At 67.5% G+C, this 15810-nt stretch carries 16 protein-coding genes; 11 read left to right on the forward strand and 5 right to left on the reverse strand.

Annotated elements, in window-relative coordinates:
* Nucleotides 1–49 precede the first annotated feature (49 nt).
* Nucleotides 50–412 carry a histidine triad nucleotide-binding protein gene (locus RZA67_RS03180; RefSeq protein ID WP_317211125.1) on the forward strand — a complete coding sequence of 121 codons (363 nt, stop codon included), beginning with the start codon at nt 50–52 and terminating at the stop codon, nt 410–412.
* 384 nt (nt 413–796) lie between these two features.
* On the opposite strand, the gene RZA67_RS03185 is transcribed toward RZA67_RS03180, so the two are convergent.
* The 4 genes from RZA67_RS03185 to RZA67_RS03200 are packed head-to-tail and all read right to left on the reverse strand — an operon-like array spanning nt 797 to nt 5145.
* The gene (locus RZA67_RS03185) at nt 797–1312 is read right to left on the reverse strand and encodes a Slp family lipoprotein (protein WP_317211126.1); all 516 of its coding nucleotides are present in this window, start codon (nt 1310–1312) and stop codon (nt 797–799) included.
* Nucleotides 1309–3252, reverse strand: coding sequence for a DUF3488 and transglutaminase-like domain-containing protein (locus RZA67_RS03190; RefSeq protein WP_317211127.1), 1944 nt, complete (start codon nt 3250–3252; stop codon nt 1309–1311). The genes RZA67_RS03185 and RZA67_RS03190 overlap by 4 nt, the downstream gene beginning before the upstream one ends.
* On the reverse strand, nt 3245–4189 hold the full coding sequence (locus tag RZA67_RS03195) for a DUF58 domain-containing protein (protein ID WP_317211128.1): 945 nt from the start codon (nt 4187–4189) through the stop codon (nt 3245–3247). Before RZA67_RS03195 ends, RZA67_RS03190 begins: the two co-directional genes overlap by 8 nt.
* 2 nt (nt 4190–4191) lie before the next feature.
* Nucleotides 4192–5145 carry a MoxR family ATPase gene (locus RZA67_RS03200; protein ID WP_317211129.1) on the reverse strand — a complete coding sequence of 318 codons (954 nt, stop codon included), beginning with the start codon at nt 5143–5145 and terminating at the stop codon, nt 4192–4194.
* Nucleotides 5146–5185: 40 nt separating this feature from the next.
* Here RZA67_RS03200 and RZA67_RS03205 point away from each other — a divergent pair, with 40 nt between their 5' ends.
* Nucleotides 5186–7027 carry a glycosyltransferase family 39 protein gene (locus RZA67_RS03205; RefSeq protein WP_317211130.1) on the forward strand — a complete coding sequence of 614 codons (1842 nt, stop codon included), beginning with the start codon at nt 5186–5188 and terminating at the stop codon, nt 7025–7027.
* A 44-nt stretch (nt 7028–7071) separates the two neighbouring features.
* Here the strand turns inward: RZA67_RS03205 and RZA67_RS03210 are convergent, their stop codons facing one another.
* Nucleotides 7072–7647 carry a Maf family nucleotide pyrophosphatase gene (locus RZA67_RS03210; protein ID WP_317211131.1) on the reverse strand — a complete coding sequence of 192 codons (576 nt, stop codon included), beginning with the start codon at nt 7645–7647 and terminating at the stop codon, nt 7072–7074.
* A gap of 114 nt (nt 7648–7761) precedes the next feature.
* Between RZA67_RS03210 and RZA67_RS03215 the strand changes: the two genes are divergently transcribed.
* The 9 genes from RZA67_RS03215 to RZA67_RS03255 all read left to right on the forward strand — a co-directional run bounded on the left by RZA67_RS03215 (nt 7762) and on the right by RZA67_RS03255 (nt 15763).
* Nucleotides 7762–8271, forward strand: coding sequence for a YceD family protein (locus RZA67_RS03215; protein ID WP_317211132.1), 510 nt, complete (start codon nt 7762–7764; stop codon nt 8269–8271).
* A 105-nt stretch (nt 8272–8376) separates the two neighbouring features.
* Complete coding sequence (rpmF, locus tag RZA67_RS03220) at nt 8377–8571, forward strand: 50S ribosomal protein L32 (RefSeq protein ID WP_005408308.1); 195 nt, start codon at nt 8377–8379, stop codon at nt 8569–8571.
* Between the two features lie 88 nt (nt 8572–8659).
* Entirely contained in the window at nt 8660–9637 is a 978-nt protein-coding gene (locus tag RZA67_RS03225; protein ID WP_317211138.1) for a beta-ketoacyl-ACP synthase III, read from the forward strand.
* A 69-nt stretch (nt 9638–9706) separates the two neighbouring features.
* Entirely contained in the window at nt 9707–10489 is a 783-nt protein-coding gene (locus tag RZA67_RS03230) for a serine/threonine protein phosphatase (RefSeq protein ID WP_317211140.1), read from the forward strand.
* A 233-nt stretch (nt 10490–10722) separates the two neighbouring features.
* The gene (fabD, locus tag RZA67_RS03235) at nt 10723–11667 is read left to right on the forward strand and encodes an ACP S-malonyltransferase (RefSeq protein WP_317211142.1); all 945 of its coding nucleotides are present in this window, start codon (nt 10723–10725) and stop codon (nt 11665–11667) included.
* Between the two features lie 78 nt (nt 11668–11745).
* Entirely contained in the window at nt 11746–12489 is a 744-nt protein-coding gene (fabG, locus tag RZA67_RS03240; RefSeq protein WP_317211144.1) for a 3-oxoacyl-ACP reductase FabG, read from the forward strand.
* Between the two features lie 150 nt (nt 12490–12639).
* Complete coding sequence (gene acpP / locus RZA67_RS03245) at nt 12640–12879, forward strand: acyl carrier protein (protein ID WP_317211146.1); 240 nt, start codon at nt 12640–12642, stop codon at nt 12877–12879.
* Between the two features lie 139 nt (nt 12880–13018).
* Nucleotides 13019–14281 (forward strand): beta-ketoacyl-ACP synthase II, encoded by a 1263-nt coding sequence (gene fabF, locus RZA67_RS03250; RefSeq protein ID WP_317211147.1) that lies wholly within the window; start codon nt 13019–13021, stop codon nt 14279–14281.
* 123 nt (nt 14282–14404) lie between these two features.
* The gene (locus RZA67_RS03255) at nt 14405–15763 is read left to right on the forward strand and encodes an aminodeoxychorismate synthase component I (RefSeq protein WP_317211148.1); all 1359 of its coding nucleotides are present in this window, start codon (nt 14405–14407) and stop codon (nt 15761–15763) included.
* The last annotated feature ends 47 nt before the right edge of the window (nt 15764–15810 follow it).

A 15810-nucleotide genomic window follows, 5' to 3' on the forward strand; every position in this document is an offset into this window, starting at 1 on the left:
GTGGCGCTGTGCCATGCCTACAATGAGGCCAACCTACGGAGGGCCTTTCATGAGCAGCGAAACCATCTTCAGCAGGATCATCCGGCGCGAGATTCCGGCCACCATCGTCTACGAAGACGATGAGGTGCTCGGTTTCAAGGACATCGCCCCGCAGGCGCCGGTGCATGTGCTGTTCATTCCAAAGAACGAGATCATTCCCACGCTGGACGATCTGCAGCCTGCGCAGGCGCATCTGATCGGCAAGCTTGCGATGGCCGCCGCCGCTTATGCGCGCGAGCAGGGCCTGGCCGAGGACGGCTATCGCATCGTGATGAACTGCCGCGAGCACGCTGGGCAGACGGTGTTCCACATCCACATGCACCTGCTCGCCGGCGCCCCGCTGGGCCACTTCGGCACACCTGCCGCGCATTGACCGGGCGCACAATGCGGTAGGTGACGACCGTTGGTCGTCACGCCATTGCTTGAAGGTCAGCCCCGCGCGCAGCGGGGCAGAGCCCCGCTCTACGAGCGTCGCGACGCGGTAGGTGACGACCGTTGGTCGTCACGCTCTTGCTTCACCGCCGGGCCCGCGCGCAGCGGGGCAGAGCCCCGCCCTACGAGCGTCGCGACGTGGCAGGTGACGACCGTTGGTCGTCACGCGTTTGATTCACCGCCGGGTCCGCGCGCAGCGGGGCAGAGCCCCGCTCTACGAGCGCCGCGACGCGGTAGGTGACGACCGTTGGTCGTCACGCGGTTGCTTCACCACCGGATACGCCGCAGCGGGGCAGAGCCCCGCTCTACGACAAGCGGCGGCTGCTTACCACCAGCCCCAGCGGCCGTAGCCCCAGTAGGGGCCCGGGCCCCACGGGCCGTACGGGTAAGGCACGACGTCCACTTCGCGCTGTTCTGGCCACAGGTACACCACGTCGGCGCTCAGCTTCGGCAGGCGGTACTCGTACTCGCCAATGCGGGTGTTCTGATAGCCATCGATGCGGCCGATGAAGGTTACATCGCGACCGGCCTCGAACACCGCCGGGTCGTAGAATCCGGCGCGGCAGGCCACAAAGCGGCCATCGCTGGCGTCGGTGGACGTAGTGCTCGGGCGGCCACTGCCGTTGAGCGGGCGGGCCAGCAGCTGGAAGCAGGTTTCACCCTGGCCCGGCGTGGTCTCGATGATGCGCCCGCCCCAGCGGACCGGCGTGCCCACCTGCTGGGTGGATACCGAATCGCGCGGGGTCACGGCACTGAACTGGCCCTGCAGCGGCTTGGGAGCCGTGGCGCAGGCCGCCAATGCCAGCGAGGCGGCAAGGGGAAGCAGCAGTTTGATGTTCATGATGAGGCTCCGGAAGTCGGGCGATGCCTGCGCAGGTCTGCCAATAATGAGGCGGGCGGGGTGCGGGTACCAGCGTAGCGTGCCTGGACGAAACGCGCGCTGAGCGCCAGCAGTGCAGGGTCAGGCCGCTGGGCATGCACGCGCGCGGCCCAGCGCAGGGCCGGCTCGCTGGGCTCCCGGCCCAGGCCGAGCCGCGCGTAGCGCTGGCCCAGCCGGTGCCAGGCGCGCAGCAGCGGGTCGCGCTCGCGCTCGCCGCGGGCCAGAACCCAGGCCATGGCCAGCAGGGCGAGGGCGGCGATGCTGACGAAGGCAATGGCTAACTGGGAGGGGTGCAGGTCGTCCAGCCCGAGCGGTCTGAGCAGTTGCCGCTGGCGCTTGGCATCGAAGGACAGCACCAGGTCGTTCCAGCCGCGGCGCAGCCAGTCCATGGCCTCGCTGGCCTGGCGCCAGTTGAGCTGCAGCTGTCCGGCCTGGCTGTCCAGGCGGTCTTCCAGCGTGTCGCGGATGCGTTCAGGGGCCACCGCCGCGGTCGGGTCCACGCGCACCCAGCCGCGCTCGGACAGCCACACCTCGGCCCACGCATGGGCGTCCATGCGCCGCACCACCCAGTAGCCCCCGATCGGGTTGCGTACCCCGCCCAGATAGCCGGTGACCACACGCGCGGGAATGCCCGCATTGCGCATCAGCACCACGAAGGACGAGCTGAAATGTTCACAGAAGCCGGCCTGATAGCCGAACAGGAACTCATCTACCGGCTGCGGTCCGGGTTCGGGCGTTTCCAGCGTATAGGTGAACTCGGCCCGCACCCAGTCCAGGGCGCGTCGCACGACGGCCTCGTCGTCGCCGCCGGCCTCGGTACGCCATTGCTGCGCAAGGGCCGCCGCGCGCGGGTTGCTGCCCGGTGGCAGCAGCAAGGCCTGCTGCCGCTGCCATGGCGACAGCGTGTCGGCAAAGCGCTGCGGCGGCGCCGACTGCAGCTGCCAGCGGGTCAGGTTGGTCAGCGGGCGCTCGCTGCGCAGGCTGTAATCACCGGTCAGCCGGGTGCCGGCCGGGACGCTGCTGGGCAGGTCCAGCGCTACCAGCTGGTCGTTGTCGGTCGGCTCGTAATCCATCACGTAGCGCCATGTCGGCGTGCCATGCCGTACGGGCGGCGGCGCGCGCTCGTCCTCCTGGCGGCTGCGTTCCCAGCGGCGCCCGTCAAAACGGCCCAGCACCGGGCCGCGCCAGTAGCGCTGGTCGGCGCTGGGCACCGGGCCGTCGAACTGCACCCGGAACGCCGGGCTGTCGTCGGTCATCAGGTCCAGCCAGGTGCCGGGCTCCATCGTGTCCGAGAGCCCGGGCCGGCTGACCGCGCGTTCGGGCAGCCCCCACAGCGGCTCGCCAAGCCGTGGAAACAGCCAGAAGGCCGCCAGCGCAAGCGGCAGCCCCAGCAGTACCAGTCGCCCTACGCCGCGCAGCTGGGCGCGCACGTCCAACGGGGTGCTGTGGCCTTCGTGCTGGGCCAGCCGCTGCAGCGCGAGCAGGCCGCACAGTGCGGCCAGCGTGGCCAATACACTGGTCAGTGGGCCCTGGTCGAGCAGAAACGCGGCGAACGGGGCGAACAAGGCGAAGCCGAGCAGGCTGCGCGCATCGCGCAGGCTCTGCAGCTCGCTGGACTTTATAGCCAGCATCGCCGCCAGCAGCGCGCAGCCGGTATCACGGCCCGGTCGGGCGCCCATCAGCAGGTAGATCAGCGCCAGCATCGCCAGCACCAGCAACAGACGCACCGGCATCGGCAGTGGGCCGCGGCGCGACAACCCGGCGGTGGCGGCAGCAACGGTGGCGATGACCAGCGCCAACGTGGTGGGCAGCTGCAGCAGCAACGGCAGCAAGGCGAGCGCTGCGCTGGCCAGCGTCCAGTGCCGGGCGACGCGGTCCAGTGGCGTGGTCGGCTCAGTCATGGGGCAGCAACGCCAACGCCCGCAGGCACAGGTGGTGGTGGGCAGGACCTTGTGCTGGCCCAAGCGCAGGCTGGCCTGGCAGCAGCAGGGTGTAGCGCCGGCCCTGGCGCTCGGCCATGTCGACCCAGCGCGCCAGGCGGCTGATCCGCGCTTCGGTGCCAAGGCCCGCCAGCTGACGCCAGTCGAGCACCACCTCGACGCCGACCGGCTTCTCGTACTCGCGCACCAGCAAGGTGTCACGGCGCGCGGAGTGCTTCCAGGCAATGCTGCGGCGTGCATCGCCTACCCGGTAAGCGCGCAGCTGGTGCAGTTCCTCGCCGGCCGGGTCGGCCCGGCTGTGCAGCGGGTCGCTGCCGCGCTCGGGCAGGGCAGGGCCCTGCGCCTCGGGGCTGGCGTACACCAGCAGCGGCTGCTCCGGCCAGAACCAGGCCCAGGCCCGCACCAGGCCCAGCGGCTGGGTGGTACTGATGCGCACGCGCTGCAGGTCCAGCCAGCCGCGCTGCTGGGTCGGCAGGTCCAGTTCGGCGTCCACGCGCCCCTCGGCCGGCACGGTGATCCAGCTTTCTGCCGGACCATGTTGCAGATGCAGGCCATGGCGTGTGCGCTGCTGGTGCTGGCTCAGGGCCAGGCGCACGCGCAGCGGCTGTCCGGCGTGGACCGGTTCGGCCGTCAGCGCTTCAAGCTGCAGCCCGGACAACTGCAGGTGCGCGCTGATCGCACTGGCGATGGCGGCGGCGGAGAGCAGCAGGGCCAGCAGCAGCGCCGGGTTGTTGTTGTAGTTCAGCGCGCCCAGCAGCATCGCCGAAAGCAGGGCGGCGACAAACAGGCCAAACCGTGTCGGCAGCACGTAGATGCGACGCCGGTCCAGCCGCAGGGGCAGCGCTTCGGGCTGGCGCGGGCGTGCCAGCATCCAACCGCGCTGGCGCAGCGAGGCCATGCTCAATCCACCGGCACGCTGTGCAGGATCGCCTTGGCCAGGGCAGGGCCGGAGGACGACTCGGCTTCCGGCACCAGGCGGTGCCCAGCCACGCCGACGAACAGCGCCTGCACGTCCTCGGGCAGTACATGTTCGCGGCCCAGCAGCAGCGCATGCGCCTTGGCCGCACGCAGCAGGGCCAGACCGGCACGCGGCGAAAGGCCGACGCGCACGCCGCCGTGCTGTCGGCTGCGGGTCAGCAGCGCCTGCACGTAATCCACCAGCGCATCGCTGGCGTGCACCTGGCCCACCGCTTGGCGCAGCTGCCGCACCTGCTCCTGGCTCAGCTTCGGCGTTGCCTGCGCGATCAGGTGGCGACGGTCGGTACCGCGCAGCAGCTCGCGCTCGGCGGTGGCGTCGGGATAGCCCATGGCCAGCCGCAGCAGGAACCGGTCCAGCTGCGAATCCGGCAACGGGAAGGTGCCAGAGAGATCCACCGGGTTCTGCGTGGCGATGACGAAGAACGGATCGGGCAGTGGGTGCGTCTGGCCATCAAGGGTGACCTGCTGTTCGGCCATCGCTTCGAGCAGCGCACTCTGCGTGCGTGGCGGCGCGCGGTTGATTTCATCGGCCAGCAGCACGTGGGTGAACACAGGGCCAGGATGGAAGGTGAACTCACGACTGCCTGCATCGAGGATGGACACGCCCAGCACGTCGGCCGGCAGCAGGTCGGACGTGAACTGCACGCGCTGGAACCCCAGGCCGAGGCTGGAGGCCAGCGCATGGGCGAGGGTGGTCTTGCCCAGTCCGGGCAGGTCTTCGATCAGCAGGTGTCCACCGGACAGGGCTGCGACGAAGGCAAGACGCACTTCGTGCGCTTTGCCAAGCACCAGCGCATTGACCTGGTCCTGTGCGGCGCGCAGTGCCTGACGCACGTCTTCGGTTAGCATGCGGGGCAGGGGGGGCGAAGATTCCATCATCGTCTCAAAGGCCGTATTCCTTCGATTCTATAGAGCAATGCAAGGCGAACAACGCGCACGCACCATATTTCTGTGGTTATGGACCCTGGTCACGGCAACCAAGCTGCTGCTGGCCGCGCGTCTGCCCTTGTTCGTGGACGAAGCCTTCTACTGGCAGGAAGGCCAACATCTGGCGGTGGCCTACTCGGACCTGCCCGGCCTGACCGCCTGGCTGGCGCGGCTGGGTGTCACCGTAGGCGGTGAGCATGTGCTGGCCCTGCGCCTGCCGTTCCTGGCCATCGGCGCCTGGTTGCCATGGGCGGTGTCGCGCATCGCCGCGCGCTGGTTTGGCAATGTGGCCGGCTGGCAGGCTGGCAGCCTGACCCTGCTGATGCCGCTGTCGGCCACGCTGGGCCTGTTGGCGGTGCCGGATGTGCCGATGGCGCTGGCGGCGGTGCTGTGCCTGGATGCGGGGGCGCGCCTGCTGCGCAGCGTGCACGCCGGTGCGGCGATGCGCCTGGCGCTGGGTCTGCTGGTCGGTGCGCTCAGTCACTACCGTTTCATCGGCGTCATCGGCGTGGGCTTCATCGCGCTGCTGATGCTGCCGCAGGGCCGGGCGATGCTGCGCGACGCGCGGGTCTGGGTGGCACTGGCGGTGGGCGTAATGGCGTGGTTCCCGCTGCTGGCGTGGAATGCGGACAACCACGAGGCCGGGCTGAAGTTCCAGGTGGTGGACCGCCATCCCTGGGCATTCCAGTGGACCGGCCTGTGGTTCCTGGTCATCCAGCCGGTGCTGGTCACCCCGTTGCTGTGTTTTGCGATGTGGAAAGTGGCATTGGCCGGCACCCGCACCGGTGGCGGCGCACGCGCACAGTGGCGCTATTTCGGGCTGGTGGGCGGCGTTTCCACTCTGGCCATCTTCCTGCTGGGTTTTTTCACCGATGTCGAGCGCATCAGCTTCCATTGGCCGCTGCCGGGTTACCTGGCGATGCTGGTGGCGGTGCCGGTGATCCTGGCCAAATGGCCGCGTTGGCTGCGCCGCACGACGTGGTGGCTGGCCGGCGCGGGCCTGGCGCTCGGGCTGGCCAGTTATCTGGTGGCTTCCTCACCCGTACTGCGCGCCCAGCTGGCCAGCGAAAAGTACTACCCGCGCAATTTCGCCGGCTGGCAGCCGTTGGCCGACGCGGTGCGTGAAGAGCTGGCGCAGATGCCGGCCGGAACCCGCGTGCTGGCCGACAACTTCAAGGTGGGCGCCGAGCTGGGTTTCCAGCTGGATGATCCGCGTATCGAGGTGCTGCCGCATCCGCTCAACGACAAGCACGGGCGCAGCGTGCAGCTGGGTCTGTGGGGCCTGCTGCATAACGGCCAGCGCAATGGGCCGCGGCTGCTGGTGCTATCGCCCAGCGACCTGCGCTTCCGCGACCTGCACGATCGGTATCGCGCGGTCTGCGGACACGTCGGTCCGCTGCCGCCGGCGCGGGTGGTCAGCAATGACCATGGCTACCAGCGCTTCCTGCTGGTACGGCTGCCGGCCGAGCGTGCGAGCGGGCCGTGTGTCACTCCGGCACTGGCGTACGTGGACGCGCCGCTGGCCGGCGCCCGCGTGGGGCCGCAGCTGGAGGTGCAGGGATGGGCGTTCAAGGACGGTGTGGGTCTGTCGCGGGTGGAGTTGACCGTGGACGGCAAACCGGCCGGTGATGCCACCTACGGGCGCGACTTCGACGTGCGCACGCGCTGGCCGGAGGCCAGTGACCCGAATCTGCCGCATGTCGGCTTTGACGCGCGCATCGACACCCGCACGTTGGCGCCGGGCCGTCATTGGCTGGGCCTGCGGCTGCATGGCGCCGACGGCAGTGTGGAGACCTGGCAGGAACAGCCGTTCGACGTACCGGCGAGGTAGAGCTGGGCTCTGCCCGGCTGCGCTGCGGCCCGAGCGTCGCGCCGCTACGGCACGCTGAAGCCGGCCTGGCGCAACAAACGACAGAGGGCGATCAGGGGCAGCCCGATCAGGGCGGTCGGGTCCTGGTTGTCGATGGCCTCGAACAGCGCGATGCCGAGCCCTTCGCATTTGAAGCTGCCCGCGCAGTCGAGCGGTTGTTCGGCCTGCACATAGCGGCCGATCGCCTCGGCATCCAACTGACGGAAACGGACCGTGGTCAGGTCGCAGGCGGCCAGGCAGATGTTGTCCCGCTGCAGACTGAGCGCGGTGTGGAAGCGCACTTCCTGTCCCGACATCGCGGCCAGCTGGGCGCAGGCTGCCTCGACCGTGCCGGGTTTGCCCAGCGGCTGGCCGTTCAGCTCCGCCACCTGGTCCGAGCCGATCACCCAGACGCCAGGATGCCGAGCGGCCACCTCGGCGGCCTTCGAGGCCGCCAGGCGCCGCGCCAGGGCCTGCGGCGCTTCGCCCACCTGCGGCGTTTCATCCACCTGCGGGCGTTCACACCCGAACGGCAGGCGCAGGCGTTGCAGCAGTTCACGCCGGTAGACAGAGGTGGAAGCCAGCAGCAGCGTCGTATTCATGCCAGAATGTGGATGCAGGGGCAGGGCAGTCTGGCCTGTAGCGGGCCGTCCCGACAAGGCTGAAGCAGCAGGTATTTGACAGCGGCCGATTCGCTCCTTAACATTCAGCGGCTTATGTCCGCGAACGTGCCCGAAACGCTGGATGCCTGGCGGATGGTCGCAGCGCGAAGGCGCTTCGACGGTCAGGTAGCTCTGGCAGATTTGACCCGCCTGCAAGGCCTGGTTGCCGATGCTGAAGGCGAGTGCCGCTATGCGCTCGAATTCGCTCGCGACGACATCTTGCGGGTATCCTATGTGGAACTGACCATCGACACCGCGTTGCCGCTGATCTGTCAGCGCAGCCTGCAGCGTTTCCTGCTGCCGGTGAACCTGGTGCAACGGCTCGGCCTGATCCGCGACGAGGAAGAAGAAGCCTCGCTTCCGGAAGGATACGAAGCGCTGCTGGTCCCCGAGGATGGGCAGCTCAGTCCGCTGGACATGATCGAGGATGAGCTGGTGTTGGCGGTGCCTGTGGTGCCGTTGTCGCCAGATGGCGAAGCAGTCGACCGTGACTGGGCGCCGACCGAGGAAGAAAAGAGCAAGGCCAATCCGTTCGCGGCATTGGCAGCGCTGAAGAAACAATAGCAGCCGGTCATCGTCGGCGGCTGCGGCGAAAGCGAAATGTGCTGGGCGCTGGCGTCCTGTGCGACGAAACGACGAAGCAAATCGAACCGAGTTTGGAGCTATCCCATGGCTGTGCAGAAATCCCGTGTTACCCCGTCCCGCCGCGGCCAGCGCCGTTCGCATGACGCCCTGAGTGCCAAGCAGCTGTCCACCGACCCGACCACCGGCGAAGTGCATCTGCGTCACCACATCACTGCTGACGGTTTCTACCGCGGCAAGAAGGTCATCCAGACCAAGACCTCGGCCGTCGAAGAAGATTGATGTGCCGTGAGGCCGCTGCCCCCCGGGCAGCGGCCTTCGCCTCTTTTCCGGGCAGCCATAGACGGCCACCCGTGCAACAGGAAACATGATGAGCAAGCGGATCTACTCGAGAATCGCGGGCACCGGTAGTTATTTGCCGAAGAAAGTGCTGACCAACGCCGACCTGGAAAAAATGGTCGAGACGTCGGACGAGTGGATCCAGACGCGCACCGGCATCAGGGAGCGGCACATTGCCGCCGACACGGAAACCACCAGTGACCTGGGCTTCCATGCCGCGCAGCGTGCGCTTGAAGCTGCTGGCATCGACGCCAGCCAGCTCGACATGATCGTGGTCGGCACGACCACCCCCGATCTGATCTTTCCCTCCACCGCGTGCCTGATCCAGGCCAAGCTCGGTGCGAGCGGCTGCCCTGCCTTTGACGTGAACGCGGCCTGTTCGGGCTTTGTGTTCGCGCTGAGCGTGGCCGACAAATTCATCCGCGCCGGTGATGCACGCCACGTGCTGGTCATCGGGGCTGAAACCCTCACCCGCATCGTCGACTGGAATGACCGCACCACCTGCGTGCTGTTTGGCGACGGCGCCGGCGCTGTGGTGCTCAAGGCTGACGAGGAAACCGGCATCCTCAGCACCCACCTGCATTCGGACGGCAGCAAGAAAGAACTGCTGTGGAACCCGGTCGGCATCTCGGCTGGCTACGGCGAGGACACCACCGGCCGCGGCGCGATCCTGATGAAGGGCAACGACGTGTTCAAGTACGCCGTCAAGGCGCTGGACTCGGTCGTGGACGAGGCGCTGCAGGCCAATGGGCTGGAAAAGACCGACCTGGACTGGCTGGTGCCGCACCAGGCCAACCTGCGCATCATCGAAGCCACCGCCAAGCGCCTGGAGATGTCGATGGAGCAGGTGGTGGTGACCGTCGACAAGCATGGCAACACCTCGTCCGGCTCGGTGCCGCTGGCGCTGGACGCCGCCGTGCGGTCGGGCAAGGTCGAGCGCGGCCAGCTGCTGCTGCTGGAGGCCTTTGGCGGCGGCTTCACGTGGGGTTCGGCTCTGCTGCGTTATTGATAGCGCTTGTTAGGGCATCGTTAAATGCGAAACGGCCTGATGGGCCGTTTCTGCGTTATGGAGGTTGTGATGGTTGAACCCATCGTCATTGAAGGCCAGCGCGCTTGGCTGAAACAGTATGGTGCGGGCAGCCGCGCGCTGGCGTTGGGGCTGCTCAGCTTCGTCGCCCGCCGCTTCCAGCTTGATGCGCTGCGGCCGCCGCCGCACCGCGGTGGCGATGCAGCCCGTGAGACCGAGGCGCGTCGTCTGGGCGAACTGCAGGCACAAGGCATCAACGTGCCCTCGGTGATCGGCAGTGGCCACGCCGCGCTGGTGCTTGAAGACAACGGAAGCTCCTTCAACACCTGCCTGCGCCAGGCCGACGATGCCGGCCGGGATCGTCTGGTGGCTGCGGCCATGGATGCCATAGCCCAGGCCCATCAGCGTGGCGCGTATTTTGGCCAGCCGCTGCCGCGCAACCTCACCTGGGATGGCGAAAAGGTGGGCTTCATCGATTTCGAGGAAGATCCGCTGGAAGTCATGGACCTGGCCCAGGCACAGGCGCGCGACTGGCTGATGTTCGGCTACGGCGTGGCCAAGTATTACGAGCAGCGCCCGCAGCAGCTGCAGGCCATGATGGCTGCGGCAATGGACACGGCACAGGCGCCGGTGCGTGAACACGCCCATGCGCTGACCGGGCGCCTGCAGCGTCTGGCCCGCGCCAGCATGAAGATGGGGCGGTCGGCGCGTGCGCTGGCCCACGCCATCATCATCGTCCACGGTGCCACCACGCTGGGGGTACTGATGGTGCTGGCGGTCTGCGCGGATTTCCTCGCAGACGGGCAGCTGGACATTCTCGAGCTGTTTACCTGATATCGGGTGCTGCGGTCTGCTGCGCGCTCGCGTGGAGGGTGCGTGGGTGGTGAGGCGAGGGTGTGCCGAGAGCGTGCCAGGGCGTGCCAGGGCGTGCCGACTAACAGTCGGCACCTACCGCGGTCGGCACCTGCCGAAGCCGGGTGCATGGCCTGCATACGCGGACGTACAGACGGCTGGGGGGTAACACCTTTATCATGGCCCGCTTCGATTCAAACCAAGCGGATGAGCGCGTGACCGATTCCACCCTTGCTTTCGTTTTCCCCGGCCAAGGCTCGCAGTCGCTGGGCATGCTCGCCGAACTGGCCGAGCTGCACCCGCAGGTGCGTGAAGCATTCACCGAGGCCTCCGAAGGCGCAGGCGTGGATCTGTGGGCACTGTCGCAGGGCGGGCCCGAAGAACTGCTCAACCGCACTGAGTACACCCAGCCGGCCCTGCTGGCTGCCAGCATCGGCGTGTGGCGTGCCTGGCGTGCCGCTGGCGGCGCAACGCCAGCCGTCCTGGCCGGCCACAGTCTGGGCGAGTACACCGCGCTGGTGGCTGCCGGTGCGCTCAGCCTGCATGACGGCGCGCACCTGGTGCGCCTGCGCGGCCAGCTGATGCAGGAAGCCGCGCCGGCAGGCGTGGGCGCCATGGCGGCCGTACTGGGTGCGGAAGACGCACTGGTGCTGGAGGTCTGCGCAGAAGCTGCGGGCAGCCAGGTAGTGGTGCCGGCCAACTTCAACTCGCCCGGCCAGATCGTGATTGGTGGCGACGCGGCGGCGGTTGACCGCGCGCTGGCGTTGCTGGCGGAAAAGGGCGTGCGCAAGGCCGTCAAGCTGGCGGTGAGCGTGCCCTCGCATACCCCGCTGATGCGCGAAGCGGCCAACCGCTTGGCTGAAACCATGGCCGGTCTGGCCTGGCAGACGCCGCAGCTGCCGGTGGTGCAGAACGTCGATGCCCAAGTGCACGAGGGCGTTGAGGCCATTCGTGCCGCGCTGGTGCAGCAGCTGTATCAGCCGGTGCAGTGGACCGGATGCGTGCAGGCGCTGGCCGCCCGCGGCGCCACCCGCATCGCCGAGTGCGGTCCGGGCAAGGTGCTCACCGGTCTGGTCAAGCGGATCGACAAGTCGATCGACGGCCGCAGTCTGGCCACGCCAGCCGACTTCGACGCCGCCCGTGAGGCCTTTGCGGCCTGACCTTTTTCTGCTGCTGGCCTGGCCCTGCTCTGGCAGGGCGCCGTGGTCCGGCAGGTGTTCCGCAATCAGGAGTACAGCATGAGCAAGCCCCTGCAGGGTGAAATCGCACTGGTCACCGGCGCCAGCCGTGGCATCGGTGCCGCAATCGCCGATCTGTTGGCCGCCCAGGGCGCCACCGTGATCGGCACGGCCACCACCGAATCCGGGGCCGCCGCCATTGGCGAGCGTCTGGCCGCCGTCGGCGGCCACGGCCGTGCGCTGAACGTGACCGACGCCGCCGCGCTGGACAGCGTGCTTGATGGCATCAGCAAGGAGTTCGGTGCGATCTCCATCCTCGTCAACAACGCCGGCATCACCCGTGACAACCTGCTGATGCGGATGAAGGAAGACGACTGGGCCGCGATCCTGGACACCAACCTGACCAGCGTATTCCGCACCAGCAAGGCGGTGATGCGGGGCATGATGAAGGCGCGCAAGGGCCGGATCATCAATATCGCCTCGGTGGTGGGCGTGACCGGTAACGCCGGCCAGGCCAACTATGCAGCGGCCAAGGCCGGCATCATCGGTTTCTCCAAGTCGCTGGCCAAGGAAATCGGTTCGCGCGGCGTCACCGTGAACGTGGTTGCGCCGGGCTTCATCGACACCGACATGACCAAGGCGCTGCCGGAAGAAGCGCGCGCCGCGCTGATCGGTGACATCGCGTTGGAGCGTCTGGGTTCGCCGGACGACATCGCTCATGCGGTGGCCTTCCTGGCCAGCCCGGCGGCCGGCTACATCACCGGCGAAACCCTCCATGTGAACGGCGGCATGTACATGCCGTAAGCAAGGGGCGCACGGACTGCGCCGCAAGTGGCTGATCCGGCAGTCGTTTTTCCGCTATGAAGGCGTCGCCGGTTTCCACTACACTATCCCACGGCCATCGCCAGCGATGGCGAACTTTTTGAACCACTACTCCATCTGGAGCAATACCCAATGAGCACCATCGAAGAACGCGTCAAGAAAATCGTCGTCGAGCAGCTGGGCGTCAAGGAAGAAGAAGTCACCAACAAGGCATCGTTCGTTGAGGACCTCGGCGCTGACTCGCTCGACACCGTCGAACTGGTGATGGCGCTGGAAGAAGAATTCGAGTGCGAGATTCCGGACGAAGAAGCCGAGAAGATCAGCACCGTGCAGCTGGCCATCGACTACATCAACACCCACGTCAAGGCCTGATGCCGAGGCGGCTGATGCGCAGCGCTGGCAGCCTGGCTGCCCCGTTGCGCACAGCACCCATGGGGCCGCATTCGCGGCCCCGTGTATTTGAGCGTTACCCCGCGTCATACCCGTTTCCCACGGGCCAGGAGAATCAGCAATGAAGCGTCGCGTCGTCGTCACCGGCATGGGCATGGTCTCGCCCCTGGGCAATGATCTGGATTCCAGTTGGAAGGCCATCGCCGAAGGCCGTTCCGGCATCGGCCCGCTGACCAACGTTTCTGAAGCCTACCTGGATCGTTTCACCACCAAGATTGCAGGTGAGGTCAAAGGCTTTGACATCACCGCCGACAACGAACAGTTCGGCAGGTACCGGGTCAGCGGCAAGGATGCCAAAAAGATGGACCCGTTCATCCATTACGGCCTCGGTGCCTCGTTCATGGCCTTGAATGATTCGGGCCTGGAAATCACCGATTCCAATGCCGAGCGCATTGGCGCCATCGTTGGCGCCGGCATCGGCGGCCTGCTCGGCATCGAAGAGCAGACCATCGAGTTCCATGAGGGCAAGAAGATCTCGCCCTTCTATGTGCCCAAGACCATCATCAACATGCTGCCGGGCCAGCTGAGCATCATCACCGGTCTCAAGGGTCCGTCGTTCTCGGCGGTGTCGGCCTGCGCCACGTCCAACCATTCCATCGGCACGGCCATGCGCATGATCCAGTACGGCGACGCGGACGTGATGGTCGTCGGTGGTGCCGAGCGTGGCTCCTCGCCGACCGCGTTGGGTGGCTTCTGCGCGATGAAGGCGATGAGCACCCGCAATGATGACCCGCAGGCCGCTTCCCGGCCTTGGGACAAGGGCCGCGACGGCTTCGTGCTGGGCGACGGTGCCGGCATCCTGATCCTGGAAGAATACGAGCACGCCAAGGCGCGTGGCGCGAAGATCTACTGTGAACTGGCCGGCTTCGGCGCCAGCTCCGACGCGTACCACATGACCGCCCCGAGCGAGAACGGCGAAGGCGCCGCGCGCTGCATGGCCATGGCCATGAAGGACGCTGGCGTGACGCCGGAACAGGTGGGTTATCTCAACGCGCACGGCACCTCGACACCGCTGGGTGACCTCGGCGAGACCATGGCGATGAAGACCGCTTTCGGTGAGCACGCTTACAAGATGATGGTCAGCTCGACCAAGTCGATGACCGGCCACCTGCTCGGCGCGGCCGGCGGCGTGGAAGCCATCTTCTCGGTGCTGGCCCTGCGCGACGACCTGATCCCGCCGACCATCAACCTGCATGAGCCGAGCGAAGGCTGTGACCTGGATTACGTGCCCAACGAGGCACGCCAGGCCAAGGTCGACGTGGTGATGTCCAACGGCTTCGGCTTTGGTGGCACCAACGGCACCCTTGTGTTCAAGCGCATCTGACGCCCGTTGGTATCCTCCGCCGCCTCGGCAGGTGACGACTGTTGGTCGTCACAGCGGTTGATCCAGACGCGAAAGCCGCCGCAAGGCGGCTTTCGTGCATCTGCACCCCGTATCATCGCCGCCATGACCGACGCCCCGCTGATCCAGCCACTTTCGCACGCCATCGACCTGCTCGCGCTGCAGCAGTCCAACCCCCAGCGTTTCCCGCTGCTGATGGAATCCACGGCCTCCGGCACCGCCCAGGGCCGCTGGAGCCTGCTGCTCGCCGCAGGCGATGAGCTGCTGCGGCTGGACCCCGACGGACAGGTCCACGACCAGCAGGGCGATACGCACGCAGGCAGCTTCCTCGACGTGCTGGACCGCCACTGGCAGGCTGAACGCCTGCCGCTGGCCGAAGACCGCAGTCTGCCGTTCCGTGGCGGCTGGGCACTGCTGCTGGATTACGAACTGGCCAGTCAGGTCGAGCCGGTGCTGCCGGCCAGGGCGCGCGCCGACCAGCACCCCACCGCGCTGGCCCTGCGCTGCCGCGCTGCGGTGCTGCATGACCATCAGCAGCAACGCAGCTACGTGGTGGCTGAAGCGGACCAGCAGCCGTTGCTGCAGGCCTTGATCGCCCAGCTGCAGGCGCCCGTGGCCGAGGCGGGCCACGACTGGCAGCCGCCGCGTGAGGTCAGCGAAGATCCTCCGCAGCGTTTCACCGACGGCGTGCGCCGGATCATCGAGTACCTGCGTGCCGGCGACGTATTCCAGGTCAACCTGTCACGGCGCTGGTGCGCGCGGTTCGACGCCCCGGTCAGCCCGCAGGCGCTGTACGCGCAGCTGCGCCGGGCCAACCCGGCGCCGTTCGCAGGACTGTTCACCGCGCATGGGCGTCACGTGGTCAGCTCCTCGCCGGAGCGGCTGGTGTCGGTGCATGCCGGTCATGCGCAGACCCGCCCCATCGCCGGCACCCGCCCGCGCTTCGAAGGCGACGACGACGCTGCGCGCATCCAGGAGCTTGTTGGACATCCCAAGGAGCGCGCCGAGCACGTGATGCTCATCGACCTGGAGCGCAACGACCTGGGCCGCATCTGCCAACCGGGCAGTGTGGTGGTGGACGAGCTGATGAGCGTGGAAAGCTACGCCCATGTGCATCACATCGTCAGTAATGTCAGCGGCCAGCTGCGCGAGGGCGTGACGCCGGGGCAGGTGATCGCCGCCACCTTCCCCGGTGGCACCATCACCGGGTGCCCGAAGGTGCGCTGCATGCAGATCATCAGCGAGCTGGAACAGGTGCCGCGCGGCGCCTATACCGGCGCCTTCGGGTGGCTCAACCGCGATGGCGACCTGGACCTGAACATCCTGATCCGCACCGCTGAGGTGGACGGCAGCCAGGTCAGCTTCCGCACCGGCGCCGGCATCGTGGTCGACTCCGATCCGGAGAAGGAACTGGATGAGACCCGGGCCAAGGCCCGCGGCCTGCTGCGGGCACTCGGCCGGTAGCGGCGGCAGGCCGCGTTGCCCGGCGCTGCCCGGCGACGTACCGGCAG

The sequence above is a fragment of the Stenotrophomonas sp. C3(2023) genome, assembly GCF_032911385.1.
Lineage (GTDB): Bacteria > Pseudomonadota > Gammaproteobacteria > Xanthomonadales > Xanthomonadaceae > Stenotrophomonas.

What these genes read in the sequence shown, in the direction of transcription:
- fabF (WP_317211147.1), top strand. Translation starts at nt 13,019, where the DNA reads ATGAAGCGTCGCGTCGTCGTCACCGGCATGGGCATGGTCTCGCCCCTG.
- RZA67_RS03215 (WP_317211132.1), top strand. Translation starts at nt 7,762, where the DNA reads ATGTCCGCGAACGTGCCCGAAACGCTGGATGCCTGGCGGATGGTCGCA.
- rpmF (WP_005408308.1), top strand. Translation starts at nt 8,377, where the DNA reads ATGGCTGTGCAGAAATCCCGTGTTACCCCGTCCCGCCGCGGCCAGCGC.
- RZA67_RS03225 (WP_317211138.1), top strand. Translation starts at nt 8,660, where the DNA reads ATGAGCAAGCGGATCTACTCGAGAATCGCGGGCACCGGTAGTTATTTG.
- RZA67_RS03180 (WP_317211125.1), top strand. Translation starts at nt 50, where the DNA reads ATGAGCAGCGAAACCATCTTCAGCAGGATCATCCGGCGCGAGATTCCG.
- RZA67_RS03185 (WP_317211126.1), bottom strand. Translation starts at nt 1,312, where the DNA reads ATGAACATCAAACTGCTGCTTCCCCTTGCCGCCTCGCTGGCATTGGCG.
- fabG (WP_317211144.1), top strand. Translation starts at nt 11,746, where the DNA reads ATGAGCAAGCCCCTGCAGGGTGAAATCGCACTGGTCACCGGCGCCAGC.
- RZA67_RS03195 (WP_317211128.1), bottom strand. Translation starts at nt 4,189, where the DNA reads ATGGCCTCGCTGCGCCAGCGCGGTTGGATGCTGGCACGCCCGCGCCAG.
- acpP (WP_317211146.1), top strand. Translation starts at nt 12,640, where the DNA reads ATGAGCACCATCGAAGAACGCGTCAAGAAAATCGTCGTCGAGCAGCTG.
- RZA67_RS03205 (WP_317211130.1), top strand. Translation starts at nt 5,186, where the DNA reads ATGCAAGGCGAACAACGCGCACGCACCATATTTCTGTGGTTATGGACC.
- RZA67_RS03200 (WP_317211129.1), bottom strand. Translation starts at nt 5,145, where the DNA reads ATGGAATCTTCGCCCCCCCTGCCCCGCATGCTAACCGAAGACGTGCGT.
- RZA67_RS03190 (WP_317211127.1), bottom strand. Translation starts at nt 3,252, where the DNA reads ATGACTGAGCCGACCACGCCACTGGACCGCGTCGCCCGGCACTGGACG.
- RZA67_RS03230 (WP_317211140.1), top strand. Translation starts at nt 9,707, where the DNA reads ATGGTTGAACCCATCGTCATTGAAGGCCAGCGCGCTTGGCTGAAACAG.
- RZA67_RS03255 (WP_317211148.1), top strand. Translation starts at nt 14,405, where the DNA reads ATGACCGACGCCCCGCTGATCCAGCCACTTTCGCACGCCATCGACCTG.
- RZA67_RS03210 (WP_317211131.1), bottom strand. Translation starts at nt 7,647, where the DNA reads ATGAATACGACGCTGCTGCTGGCTTCCACCTCTGTCTACCGGCGTGAA.